Genomic DNA, 12893 nt, shown 5'->3' on the forward strand with positions numbered 1-12893 from the left:
TCAGTCCTTTCTGTTGTTAGAATGGCAGGTCGTCATCCGAAATATCGATCGGTCTTCCGTCATCGGAAAAAGGATCCTGATTGTTGCTGCCGCCTCCGCGAGGAGATTGGCCGCCTCCGCGATTACCGCCTCCGCCGCCACCGTAAGATGGTTCGGGACGATTTCCGCCGTTGCTGCCTCCGCCGTTGCCGCTTCCGTAAGAAGAAGACGACTCGTCGCGGCCCGATCCGCCGCCGCCATCGCGGTTCGGCGATTCCAGGAAACGGACGTTATCGGCAATAACTTCGGTCACGTATACACGCTTGCCTTCGTTATTGTCGTAGTTCCGTACTTGAATACGACCTTCTACCGCCGTCAAGCGTCCCTTACGCAAATAGTTTGCGCAGGTCTCCGCCAACTGGCGCCAGGTAACGACCGGAATGAAGTCCGCTTCGCGTTCTCCACCCTGACTCGTAAACGGACGGTCGACTGCAATCGTAAACTGGGTTACGGCAACTCCCGCAGGAGTGTACCGCAGCTCAGGGTCACGTGTCAGCCGGCCGATCAGAATGACTCGGTTCAACATCTCGATCCCCTCCTTTGCCGATTAAATCTTCCGACTTTATTCGATTACTTCGTAGGTACTGCGGTAATCAGGTAACGAATGACATCGTCAGAAATCTTCATGACGCGTTCGAGTTCGAAAACGACAGCCGGCTCAGCCGTGAAGTTTGTCAGAACGTAGAATCCGTCACGATGTTTCTTGATCTCATACGCCAGGCGACGTTTACCCATAGCATCGTGCTTGGTAATTTCGCCGTTACCGTCAGTGATGATGCCCGAGAATCTATTGATCGCGGCGTCTACCGTTTCTTGTTCAACGTCTGGACGAATGATGTACATCACTTCATAGTTACGCATATGTTTCACCTCCTCTTGGACTAAGGCCCCTACTCGAAGATAGGAGCAAGGAACGGGCTGTAAGCCCGGACCGTATTATTATATCAGACTTTGCTTATGCCAGCAACAAGAATTTCCAGCCGCCGAAAACAAAAAAACGACCTGCGGTCGTTAGTCTGAGTAACAATATGGCGGAGAGGGTGGGATTCGAACCCACGCACGCTTTGACACGCCTAACTGATTTCGAGTCAGCCCCCTTGGGCCTCTTGGGTACCTCTCCACAAACAAGTTTCACAACAAGATTTATTGTATAGCAGGCGAGCCGAAAAATCAAGCGCTTTATCCGATTTCGCAAAAAAAATTTCGATCTTTCAAAAAGGACGGTTTATCGGCGGTACGGCAAGAAAAAAGCGGACCGAAATCAAGTTCGATTCCGGTCCGCTATCGTTGTTGGTTTTGCTGCCCGACTTTTCTTCGGGTCGATCCGTTTTCAGTTCTGTTCTTCGCGGCACCCCAACGGCAAAACGGCGAGAACGCGAGGATTGCGGAAAAAATCGAGCTTCAGATAATGCAGGAGTTCTTCAAGCTGCATTTTCGCTTTCGACGGAGTCGAACTCTCGATTTCGCGAATGTCCAGTTCAAAATAAGGTTCTTCTTCGGACTCGTCAGACGCATTGGAATAAATGCCGACGCTGAACGTTTCGACGTAATTCGGCTCGTAGAGTCTGCCGCTTACTACTTCGTCGGGAAAAGTCATGCGCAGCCAGTTCGCGAACTTCCGATATGCTTCGTCGAAAATCCGGATCGCGCTCGATATGCTGGTAAAAAAAACATCGCTGTCAAAAGACATCGCATAAGATCGATCCGCAAAAAAGCTCGGCTCTCCGTAATTTTTTTGCAGGAAGTCAAACCGGATCAACTCGTTTTCATAAAGCCTTTGACTATGGATCGTGATCATGGCACATACCTTCTTCTATACGACTTGATCGGAACTTCTGTTCACTGCTGATCCGCTGCCGCGGATTTCAGTACTTTTTTCATGTTTTTCTCGAACTTGGCCCGCGGAATCAATACGCTATGCTGGCAGCCCACGCATTTGATCCGAATGTCCATGCCCATACGAATGATCTCCATCTCGTTGCTCCCGCACGGATGCGGCTTTTTCATTTGTACGATGTCCCCCAGGCCGAACACTTTGCGCTCCAACCGGGCCACCTCCTTTACTACTGGGCCGAATGCGGCTTATCTTCCGTATTCGGCGTTTTCTCCGCGTCGGTCTTCTCGGACTCGGGTTTGCCGGGTCCTTCCGCATCGGCTTTTGCCGACTCGGCTTGCGCCCGCGCGGCTTCCTGCTGCCGAAGCGAAACTTCTTCCGCCTCTTTGGCTTTGCGCTCCGCTTCTTCGGCCAGCGCCTGCTTCAAAGCGTCGTCCCGCTCCATCGCCCGCTTGATCTCGCCGCGAATCAGGCTTTCCACTTCGGCCTGCGCGTTCGGGGAACACTTGACCGCGATCCGCAGCGTATATTCTCCGGTCGTCATCGCTTGAACGCCGAGAATGCGGGGAGCGCTCAATACTTTCGCGTTTTCTTCATGCACTTTCTCCAACGAACGGGCCACCAGATGGTTCGCCTCGTCCAGAGGCCGCGTCGCCGCCATCGGAATATCGATGACCGCTTGGGCGTCGGCAAGCGAGAAATTGGTCACGTTCGTGATGGTTCCGTTCGGAATCGCGTACACTTCGCCGTTCCAATTGCGCAGGCGAGTGGTTCGCAGGCCGATGACCTCCACCGTTCCTTTGAACGTGGCGATCTGCACGACGTCCCCTACCGCGAACTGGTCTTCGAACACGATGAAGAATCCGGTGATCACGTCTTTGACCAGACTCTGCGCGCCGAAACCGATCGCCAGACCGATGACCCCCGCGCCGGCGATCAGCGGAGCCAAGTCGTAACCGAGTTCGGAGATGATCAGCATCAGCATGATAAAGTTCAACACGATATTCGTGACGTTCTTGAGCAGCTTGCCGACCGTCACGAAACGTCTCGGTTTCACGCGAAACTTGTTTTCGCCGCTCTCCTTATGCTGCCGAAGCAGCGCCCGATCGATCACTTTGTAGGTGACGCGGATCGCGACCTGCGCCAGCACGATAATCAGCACGATTCGCAGCGCCGTATCGGCCAGACCGATCCATGTGGTCGGATTCGTCAGTTTGTCCCAGACGCTCGCCGTAAAACTCAGCGCCTGATCGACGGCCTCGCTCGCATCCGGCGTCTTCGTATCGTCCGTTGTCGCGCTCAATAATCCGTAGAACATTCCAACACTCCTTTCCGTTTCCGCGATCGGCTTTTAGATCATCTTTTCATAAGCCGAATCGATTTGCCGGAAGATCCCTCGCATCTCCACGTTCTCCGTACGCAAAATATCCAATACCCTATCCGACTCGGCTTCGGCGAAAGCAAGCGAGATCGCGCAGCCTGCCGTGATTCCGGAAGGCGTCGGCACGAGCTCGAAAGAAACCGCGTGCTCGTCCAGCAGCATTTCGGCGCGAAGCGCCTGCTGCGACGAATCGAACGCCATGATCCGCTGCTGCCCGCTCAACTTTTGCCGTCCCGACGCGCCAAGTCGATCGCTTCTTTTTCTTCCGGCGACAATGCGTATTTGGATGCGCCTTGATCGAGCGGCTTCGCGTAGACATAAGAGCTTTCCCGGTTATGCAGGCCGCTGATCACGATCCCGTTATCGAGATCGTCCAGCAGCGCAAGCGAGAAGCTGAGATCGCTGCCCTGATCGGAAAACGCGTTGTAGCGTTTGATGCCGACTTTGTTTTTCGCCATGCGTTGACGCTGCTCGATCATGAGCATGGTGCGGCGCTGTTTCTCCTGCTCGTCTTCGACCGAATCGGTCTGCGTCTTCAGGTTGAGCAGCAGCGATTCGAGGTCTTCGATTCCGGCCCCCGCCATCATGCGTTCGTATCGTTTGCGCAGTCGGCCCAGCCTGATCGATTGCGCCAATACGAGAATCAGAAGGAGAAGCACCAATACCGTAAGAACGGCTACAATAACGAACAATTGTTCGCTGATCAAGTTATTTAATTCTGTCATGCTTCGACTCTGTCCCTTCTGCTGCTTGTCTATTAAGTTGACCGCATTAAATCTAAGGTGCCTAACATGATTCGCGGTCAGCGTACGAGTCGGAAGTTTGTAAAATCGGCGCTTGCTTTCGCATAGACCCTTGACCGCTTAAGATGAACGCAAACGTTACGTTCGATGCGGTCAAGATATTGGACGGGGGCATCTTCGGTATTTACCCGGTTTGCGTTCCTCCTACACGAATTTGCGGAACCCCGAGAAGAATCGGATCCGGCGAAAGGTCTTTCCGGTTCCCGAGAGCCGCCTTTACAAACTTCCAGATGGTTCATCGCGACGCGAAGCGAGCGATCTCGCGCACCGCGGTTATCAGCGATTCCGCTTCCGTCTCCGTCGTATCATGGCCGACGCTGCAACGCAGCGCGCCTTTTGCTGTCGTATCGGCCGCTCGGTGAGCGAGCGGCGTGCAATGAAATCCGGCTCTGACCGCGATTCCGTAATCGCGATCCAGCCGAAAAGCGATCTCCGACGGCTCCGCGGCCGCGAGCGTAAAAGAAACGATCCCCGTTCTCGGTTGTCCGAGTCCGGGACCGAGAATCCGGAGTCCGTCTATGGCGGACAACCGTTCCATGATCTTCTGCGTCAGCTGCCATTCCCGGCTGCCGATTGCCGAAGCTCCTTCGCGGAGCACATGCCGCACACCCGCGCCGAGCCCGGCGATGCCGACCGTGTTCGGCGTTCCCGCTTCGTAACGGTCGGGCCGAACGGAAGGTTGATCCGCTTCTTCCGATTGACTCCCCGTACCGCCGTGAATCAGCGGCACCAAGTCGATGTCCGGGCTGATATACAGCCCGCCCGTTCCCTGCGGGCCGAGCAGCCCTTTGTGTCCCGGGAACGCCAGCAGGTCGATGCCCAGCTTGCCGACGTCGAGTTCCAGAACGCCGGCGCTCTGCGCCGCATCGACCAGCAGCTTCGCGCCGCAGCCCCGCGCGATCTCCGCGATGTCCGCCAGAGGCAGAATGCTGCCCAGCAGATTCGAGCTGTGGTTGCAGACGATCAATCGGGTATCGGGCCGGCATAACCCGGCAAGTTCGTCCAGATCGATTCCGCCGGACTCGTCGACCGGTACATAATCGACTCGAACGCCGTGCTCCCGACGCATATATTCCAGCGGCCGCCGTACCGAATTGTGTTCGATCATGGTGGCGATCGCATGATCGCCCGGCTTGAGAAATCCTTTGATCGCCTGATTCAGCGCGGCGGTCGTATTGGACATATAGGCGATATCGCTCGGATTCGCGATGCCGAACAAACGGCCCAATTCCGTTCGCGTACGCATCAACACACGGCCGGCGTTCATCGCCATCCGGTGGCTGCCGCGGCCCGGATTGGCGGCCTCTTCCAGCATCGAGCGCTGCATGGCGTCCAGCACTTCTCGAGGCTTCGGCCAAGAGGTCGCCGCGTGATCCAGATAGATCACCGGTTTGTTCTCCGATCGGTTCATCAGCAGCTCCCTTTCCGTTCGCGTCCGCCGGACGCGGAACCGGCGAAAAGCTATATGCTCGACGCTTATACGCTTATTCTTATAATGAAGGAATGAATGACGACAACCTGCGCGTCCGGCGTTTCGAACGGCTCTTTGCGCTCCCGCGGATCTATTGAAGCAGATCCAACAGACGCTGCAGATCCTGCTGATTGAAATAACTCAGCTCGATTTTGCCTCTTTCTTTGCTTCCCGGCTTGATCTTGACGGTCGTCTTGAAATGTTCGCGCAGCGAATCTTCTACGTTCTCGATAAAAGGGTCCCGCTTTTTGAGTTTGTTTTTCGGCTTGCTGCTCACTTTGGCGCTCGCCTGCTGAACGGCTTCTTCCAACTCGCGGACGCTCCATTCCTCGCGGATGCTTTTTTCCGCCAGCGCGATCTGAACTTCCGGATTTTTGAGACCCACGATCGCTTTGGCATGCCCCATCGACAGCGTTCCACGTGAAACATGTTCTTTGACTTCTTCCGGCAGCGTCAGCAGACGAAGGAAATTGGCGATATGGGAGCGCGACTTGCCGACTTTCGCCGACAATTCTTCCTGCGTCATCTTGAACTCGTCCATCAGGGATTGATAAGCGACCGCGATCTCCATCGCGTTCAGGTTCTCACGCTGCACGTTCTCGATCAGCGCGATCTCCATCACCTGCTGATCGCTGAACTCGCGGACGACGGCCGGAATATCGGATAACCCCGCCAAAGCGGAAGCCCGGCTGCGGCGTTCTCCGGCGATGATCTCGTAACCTTTGAGCACGCTTCGGACGATAATCGGCTGAATCACGCCGTGCTGGCGAATCGATTCGGCCAACTCCCGCAAGCCTTCTTCGTCGAACGAATGTCTCGGCTGATACGGATTCGCGCGCAGCTGATCGAGAGGAACGTCGACGACCTTATCGTTTTCGCCTACCGTCAACGAAGGAATGAGCGCGTCCAAGCCTTTTCCCAAGCCTTTGCCCGATTTCTTATTCATCGATGATCACTTCCTTTGCCAGCTCCATATAGACCTCCGCTCCTTTGGATCTCGGATCGTACGTCATAATCGTCTGACCGTGCGAAGGCGCTTCGCTTAAGCGAATATTGCGCGGAATGATCGTGCTGTAGACTTTGTCTTGAAAATACTTTTTCACTTCTTCGATGACTTGAATGCCGAGATTCGTCCGCGCGTCGAGCATGGTCAGCAGCACGCCTTCGATCTGAAGCTCGGTGTTCAGATGCTTCTGCACGAGTCGAACGGTGTTGAGCAGTTGGCTCAGCCCTTCAAGCGCGTAATATTCGCATTGGATCGGGATAATGACCGAATCGGCGGCCGTTAACGAATTGATCGTCAGAATGCCGAGGGAAGGCGGACAATCGATCAAGATATAATCATAGTCGTTTTTCACGAGATGAATATTTTTCTTGAGCCGCATCTCTCTCGATACGACCGGAACCAATTCGATCTCCGCTCCGGCCAGTTGGATCGTGGCGGGAATGACGTCAAGCCCTTCGATATGCGTAGGCACGATGACTTCTTTGGGATGGACTTCGTTGATCAGGACATCGTAGATGCACTGCTCCACGTCGGCTTTGTTGATGCCTACGCCGCTAGTCGTGTTTCCCTGCGGGTCGATATCGATCAGCAGCACGCGTTTGCCCAGCTTGGCCAGACCCGCACTCAGGTTGACGGAAGTCGTCGTTTTGCCGACTCCGCCTTTCTGGTTGGCGATTGCAATGATTTTGGACAATCGAATTCACCTCGGTTGACGTCGGTTAAGCCCGTCAGGATTTTTTGGGAATCCGAATCACGATCTCGTAGTGATCCCCCTGGTCGGCTTCCGTCTTCTGAATCTCCATGCCCGATCCCGCGATCATATCGATCGAATGGCGGATCGTGTTAAGCGCGAGCCGAACATCCTTCGAATACGAGACGCGTTTGGACTTTTTGACCAGAACGGCTTCTTTGTAAAAAGCGACCCGGGCTTCCGTCTGCTTCACGTTCAGTTCTTTGTCGACGATCTCTTTGAGCACCTTAAGCCGAAGTTCTTCGCTGCCCAGCGACAGCAGGGCGCGCGCATGCCGTTCGGTGATCCGACGCTCCGTCAGCGCCTGCTTGACCGCTTCCGGCAGTTGGAGCAGCCGAAGTTTGTTCGCGATCGTCGATTGGCTTTTGCCCAATCGCTGCGCCAGACTCTCCTGCGTAAGCTGATGAATCTCCAGCAGCTTCTCGTAGGCGACCGCTTCTTCGATCGCCGTCAATCCTTCGCGCTGCAAATTCTCGATCAGCGCGATCGAAGCCGCCTGCGAATCGTTAAATTCCCGCACCACGGCCGGAACCGTCGTCAGGCCTAATTTGCGCACCGCCCGCCAACGCCGTTCTCCGGCGATGATCTCGTAGCGTCCGCCGCGCATACGCACGACGATCGGTTGAATGACGCCGTGCGTCTTGATCGTCTGGCACAGCTCTTCGATCTTCTCTTCATCGAAGATCGTGCGCGGTTGATAAGGGCTGCTTACCACTTCGTCAACCGGAACCTGCTTGATCTCGTCTCCGGACGAACGTTCCGTCAGCCCGAATAATTTGGAAAATTGCTCTTTCATTCCGAACATGACCACCTATTCCGGGAAGGCGGCGCAGCAGCTCCGACCTTCTCAAGAAATTTCAACTCCCGGCTCGAACCGTTTTCCGCTCCGACGGATCTCCGCCGCAATTTGCGTTCCCCCCGCAATCCTTGCGCGTTTTGCCGATCCGCAGACAGAATGCTTGCCGAGCCTTTTCTTGCAGCCGTTTGCAGCGTGTCTTCTTCATTCCATATTGCTCCAAAAAGTCTGCGGGCAGACAATTTCAGTTTATCACTTTTCACGGGTGAATCCTATCCTGAAATCGGCTGCTTCCCCCGAGCCGTACGGCTCCGCGCGCAGCAAAAAACGCCGCCCGAAGGCGGCGTTCATATCGATTCCGACGATGATTTCGATGCGTGTTCCACGTGAAACAGCGATCCGAACCGTTGCGGTCCGAAGCCGAAATATCTATGGATTTCGCGTCTGCTTTCTAGACCAGCGGTTTTTTCAACGGCAGGCCCGGCGTGCGCGGATATTTGTAAGGCGTGATGCCGCGTTTCTCCACGCGGATAATATGACGTTCCGAATCGTCGAAAGGCAAACGGAAAGCTTCCACGCCGACGATCTCGCCGCGCAGTTCGCGCAAGCTTTTCTTCGACTCTTCGATCTCTTCCGCCGGGTCGGTCCCTTTCATCGCCGCGAACATTCCTTCCGGCTTGACGAACGGCAGGCAGAATTCGTTCAGCACCGCCAGCCGCGCCACGGCGCGAGCAGTCACCAGATCGAATTCGTCGCGATATCCGCGCTTATGTCCCCACTCTTCGGCCCGGCCGTGCAGGAACTCGGCATTCTTCAATCCCAACCCTTCGGATACCGCTTTGAGGAAGGTGATCCGCTTGTTCAACGAATCGATGATGCACAGCTTCAGATGCGGAAAAGCGATCTTCAGCGGCACGCCGGGGAAACCGGCTCCCGAACCGATATCGGCCAAGCTGGTTACCTTTTTCATATCCGCGTAGAAAGCCAGCGTCAGCGAATCGTAAAAATGCTTCTCGTAAACCTGTTCGCGCTCCGTGATGCCGGTGAGGTTCATCTTTTCGTTCCATTCGATCAGTAACTCGTAATAAGTCTCGAACTGCTCAAGCTGCCGCTCGTTAAGTTCGATGCCGTTGCTTTTCAGCCGTTCCGCGAAACGCTCTTGAATAACGTCCATGCTTACCCCCGTGCAGCCGCCACCCGGTTGTACTGTTCCAGGTAAACGAGCAGAATCGAAATATCGGCGGGCGTTACGCCCGAAATGCGCGAAGCTTGTCCGATCGACAGCGGCCGGATCGAAGCCAGCTTCTGTTTGGCTTCCATCGCGAGGCCGCGCACTTCATCGTACGCGAGATCTTCCGGAAGCTTCTTCTGTTCCATCTTCTTGAGTCGTTCCACGTGCGCCAGCTGCTTTTCGATATAACCGGCATATTTCACTTGGATCTCGACTTGTTCCTTCATCTCTTCGTCGAGTTCGAGGTCGGTCGGAATGATATCTTCGATATCCGCATAAGACACTTCCGGACGGCGCAGCACGGTCAGCAGATCGGAACCGTTGTGGATCGTCGCGGATTCCACGCGTTCCAGCATCGGGTTCACTTGATCCGGATGGACTTTCGCTTTGCGCAGACGTTCGATCTCCGCTTCCACTTTGGCCTTCTTGTCGAGGAAAGCGGCATAGCGTTCTTCGGAGATCAGCCCGATCTCGTGGCCGATCGGCGTCAGCCGAAGATCCGCGTTATCGTGGCGAAGCAGCAAACGGTATTCGGCGCGCGAAGTCAGCAGGCGATACGGCTCGTTGGTGCCTTTGGTAACCAGATCGTCGATCAGCACGCCGATGTAGCCTTGCGAGCGGTCGAGCACGATGCCGTCCAATCCTTGCGCTTTGCGGGCGGCGTTGATGCCGGCCATGATGCCTTGACCCGCGGCTTCTTCGTAGCCCGAGGTTCCGTTGATCTGTCCTGCGGTAAACAGGCCCGGCATCTGCTTGGTCTCCAGCGTCGGCCAGAGCTGCGTCGGCACCATCGCGTCGTATTCGATCGCGTAGCCGTTGCGCATGATTTCGACTTTCTCCATGCCCGCGATCGTGCGCAGCATGCGCAGCTGCACGTCTTCCGGGAGGCTGGTGGACAGGCCTTGCACATAATATTCGGACGTGTTTTTGCCTTCCGGTTCGAGGAAGATCTGGTGCTTCGATTTGTCGCTGAAGCGCACTACTTTGTCCTCGATAGACGGACAGTAACGCGGACCGGTGCCTTCGATCAGACCCGAGAACATCGGCGCGCGATGCAGGTTGTCGTTGATGATCTGATGCGTTTCCGGCGACGTATACGTCAGCCAGCAAGGGAGCTGTTCGTTATTCGATCCTTTGGTTTCGTAAGAGAAGAACTTCGGCTTGTCGTCGCCCGGTTGAATCTCCGTTTTGGAAAAGTCGATCGTGTCTTTGTGTACCCGCGGCGGCGTGCCGGTCTTGAAACGAACCAGATTGAAGCCCAGCTCGCGCAGATGATGCGACAAGCGCACGGAAGGCTGTTGATTGTTCGGTCCGCTCTCGTACGTCAGCTCGCCCATGATGATCTTGCCGCGCAGATAAGTGCCGGTCGTCAATACGACGGATTTGGCCAGATAGCGCGTGCCGGTCTGCGTGACGACGCCGACGCATTTGCCGTTTTCGACGATCAGTTCTTCGACCAGTCCTTGACGCATGGTCAAGTTCGGCTCTTTCTCCATCGTTTCTTTCATCGTGTGCTGATACGAGAACTTGTCGGCCTGCGCGCGCAGCGCGTGAACCGCCGGTCCTTTGCCGGTATTCAGCATCCGCATCTGGATAAACGTCTTATCGATATTGCGTCCCATCTCGCCGCCGAGCGCGTCGATCTCGCGAACGACATGGCCTTTGGCCGGGCCGCCGATCGACGGATTGCACGGCATGAACGCAACCATATCGAGATTGATCGTCACCATCAGCGTCTTGCAGCCCATACGGGCCGCGGCAAGCGCCGATTCGACGCCGGCATGGCCGGCGCCGACGACGATGACGTCGAATTCTCCGCCTGTGTATGTCATGGATGTACCTCCCTGGGGGATATGCTCGCTTGGGTGAACTCGATGCCGCGGAATGTCCTTACGATCGCTTCCTGCATTCGGAATGCCGGATCGGAAGCGGGTCGCGGAAGCATTCCGAATACAGAGGCGAACGCTTCGCTTCTTCAGGACATTCCACTTGCTCGTTCACTTGCTTCGCATTAAATTTTTAGAAAAAAAGCTGCTCCGTTCAGGTTTAACGTCGCGGGATAGAACGTCGAAAAAATTGCTTCATCTATATAGGGCCTTATAAGAGTAAAGAAGCGGCTTATTTGCCGAGGCAGAACTGAGAGAAGATCTGATCGATCAGCGAGTCCTGAGCGGTATCGCCGACGATCTCGCCGAGCTGTTCCCAAGCCAAGCGGACATCGATCTGGATCATATCGATCGGGACCAGCATTTCCGCGGCTTCGATGGCGTCGATCAGCGAACGTTTCGTCTGATGCAGCAGCGCGATATGGCGCACGTTAGAGACGTAAGTCAGATCGGCGCTTTCGAGTTTGCCTTCGAAGAACAGGGAAGAGATCGCCGCTTCGAGGCGATCCACGCCTTCGCCTTCTTTAACGGTCATCGGCACAATCAGCTCTTCTTTGTAGAACCGGCGTACTTTTTCTTGCTCCAGCTTGGGCGGCAAGTCCATTTTATTCATAATGACGATCGATTGTCTACCTTGGATCTGCTCCATCAAGCGCAGTTCTTCGTCGTTCAATTCGTCGCCGTTGTTCAGCACGAGCAGGATCAGATCCGCTTCGTTCAGCGCGGTACGGGAACGCTCGACGCCGATTCGTTCGACCACGTCGAGCGTCTCGCGAATGCCGGCCGTATCGAGCAGCTTCAGCGGGATATTGTTGATCGTGATAAACTCTTCGATCACGTCGCGGGTCGTCCCCGGAATATCGGTCACGATCGCCCTGTTCTGTCCGGACAGTGCGTTCAGCAGCGAAGACTTGCCGACGTTCGGACGGCCGACGATCGCCGTCGTGATGCCTTCGCGCAGAATCTTGCCTTGATTCGACGTCTTGAGCAGACGTTCGACTTCTTGCAGCACGGCGCCGCATTTCTCCTGAATGAACAGGGAGGTCAGCGATTCCACGTCGTGTTCCGGATAATCGATGTTCACCTCGATATGCGCCAGCGTCTCGATCAGCGTCTGCCGAAGCTCCGCGATCCGCCGGGAGAGATCCCCTTCCACCTGCTTGAAGGCGACCGAGAAAGCCTTGTCCGACTTGGAGCGGATCAAGTCGATGACTCCTTCCGCTTGGGACAAGTCGATGCGTCCGTTCAGGAAAGCCCGCTTCGTGAATTCGCCCGGCTCGGCCAGCCGGATCCGCTGCTTGAGCAGCAGCTCCATGATGCGCCGCACGGAGACCACGCCGCCGTGCGCGCTGATCTCGACGACGTCTTCGGTCGTAAACGATCTCGGCGCGCGCATCAGCGTGACCAGCACCTCTTCGAGCTTCTCTTTCGTCTCGGGATCGACGATAAATCCGTAATGCACGGTATGGCTCTCCGCCTCGCTGAGCGGAGTCGCGCTCCGGAACAGGCGGTTCACTTCGCTTACCGCTTCCGGACCGCTGACGCGGATCACGGCGATTCCGCCTTCGCCTACGGCCGTCGAGATGGCCGCAATCGTATCGCTAACGCTAATCATGAAGTCTTTTCCTCGCTTTCTCCGGACCTTCTTGGCAGGTCCCTTATATACAAGAAGAAACGGGCAGCGCCCGTTTCTTG

14 protein-coding genes and 1 tRNA gene are annotated in these 12893 nt (G+C 55.7%); all 15 read right to left on the reverse strand.

The annotated features are described in order from the left end of the window. Positions 1-16: 16 nt before the first annotated feature. The gene (gene ssb / locus CDO73_RS06340) at positions 17-565 is read right to left on the reverse strand and encodes a single-stranded DNA-binding protein (protein ID WP_088487642.1); all 549 of its coding nucleotides are present in this window, start codon (positions 563-565) and stop codon (positions 17-19) included. A 44-nt stretch (positions 566-609) separates the two neighbouring features. Next, a complete protein-coding gene (rpsF, locus tag CDO73_RS06345; RefSeq protein WP_087797965.1) occupies positions 610-900 on the reverse strand; it encodes a 30S ribosomal protein S6 in 291 nt (96 codons plus the stop codon). Between the two features lie 168 nt (positions 901-1068). Continuing rightward, positions 1069-1159, reverse strand: a tRNA-Ser gene (locus CDO73_RS06350). Positions 1160-1369: 210 nt separating this feature from the next. Next, entirely contained in the window at positions 1370-1729 is a 360-nt protein-coding gene (locus tag CDO73_RS06355; RefSeq protein ID WP_143536077.1) for a hypothetical protein, read from the reverse strand. 149 nt (positions 1730-1878) lie between these two features. Further along, positions 1879-2085, reverse strand: coding sequence for a DUF951 domain-containing protein (locus tag CDO73_RS06360; RefSeq protein ID WP_088487644.1), 207 nt, complete (start codon positions 2083-2085; stop codon positions 1879-1881). Between the two features lie 17 nt (positions 2086-2102). Continuing rightward, positions 2103-3191 (reverse strand): mechanosensitive ion channel family protein, encoded by a 1089-nt coding sequence (locus tag CDO73_RS06365; protein ID WP_088487645.1) that lies wholly within the window; start codon positions 3189-3191, stop codon positions 2103-2105. Between the two features lie 33 nt (positions 3192-3224). Then, positions 3225-3476, reverse strand: coding sequence for a putative Se/S carrier protein (locus tag CDO73_RS06370; protein ID WP_256972586.1), 252 nt, complete (start codon positions 3474-3476; stop codon positions 3225-3227). Further along, positions 3473-3979 (reverse strand): DUF4446 family protein, encoded by a 507-nt coding sequence (locus CDO73_RS06375; protein ID WP_088487646.1) that lies wholly within the window; start codon positions 3977-3979, stop codon positions 3473-3475. Before CDO73_RS06375 ends, CDO73_RS06370 begins: the two co-directional genes overlap by 4 nt. Positions 3980-4292: 313 nt before the next feature. Then, the gene (locus CDO73_RS06380) at positions 4293-5468 is read right to left on the reverse strand and encodes an aminotransferase class V-fold PLP-dependent enzyme (RefSeq protein WP_088487647.1); all 1176 of its coding nucleotides are present in this window, start codon (positions 5466-5468) and stop codon (positions 4293-4295) included. A 151-nt stretch (positions 5469-5619) separates the two neighbouring features. Further along, positions 5620-6474: a ParB/RepB/Spo0J family partition protein gene (locus CDO73_RS06385; RefSeq protein WP_088487648.1), complete on the reverse strand. Its 855-nt coding sequence runs from the start codon at positions 6472-6474 to the stop codon at positions 5620-5622. Then, entirely contained in the window at positions 6467-7228 is a 762-nt protein-coding gene (locus tag CDO73_RS06390) for a ParA family protein (RefSeq protein WP_088487649.1), read from the reverse strand. Before CDO73_RS06390 ends, CDO73_RS06385 begins: the two co-directional genes overlap by 8 nt. A 34-nt stretch (positions 7229-7262) precedes the next feature. Then, positions 7263-8081, reverse strand: coding sequence for a nucleoid occlusion protein (gene noc, locus CDO73_RS06395; protein WP_088487704.1), 819 nt, complete (start codon positions 8079-8081; stop codon positions 7263-7265). A 451-nt stretch (positions 8082-8532) separates the two neighbouring features. Then, positions 8533-9255, reverse strand: coding sequence for a 16S rRNA (guanine(527)-N(7))-methyltransferase RsmG (gene rsmG, locus CDO73_RS06400; protein ID WP_088487650.1), 723 nt, complete (start codon positions 9253-9255; stop codon positions 8533-8535). A 2-nt stretch (positions 9256-9257) separates the two neighbouring features. Beyond that, complete coding sequence (gene mnmG, locus CDO73_RS06405; protein WP_088487651.1) at positions 9258-11144, reverse strand: tRNA uridine-5-carboxymethylaminomethyl(34) synthesis enzyme MnmG; 1887 nt, start codon at positions 11142-11144, stop codon at positions 9258-9260. Positions 11145-11430: 286 nt separating this feature from the next. Continuing rightward, entirely contained in the window at positions 11431-12813 is a 1383-nt protein-coding gene (gene mnmE / locus CDO73_RS06410) for a tRNA uridine-5-carboxymethylaminomethyl(34) synthesis GTPase MnmE (RefSeq protein ID WP_088487652.1), read from the reverse strand. Between the last annotated feature and the right edge of the window lie 80 nt (positions 12814-12893).

The sequence above is a fragment of the Saccharibacillus sp. O23 genome, from assembly GCF_002205895.1.
Taxonomy (GTDB): domain Bacteria; phylum Bacillota; class Bacilli; order Paenibacillales; family Paenibacillaceae; genus Saccharibacillus.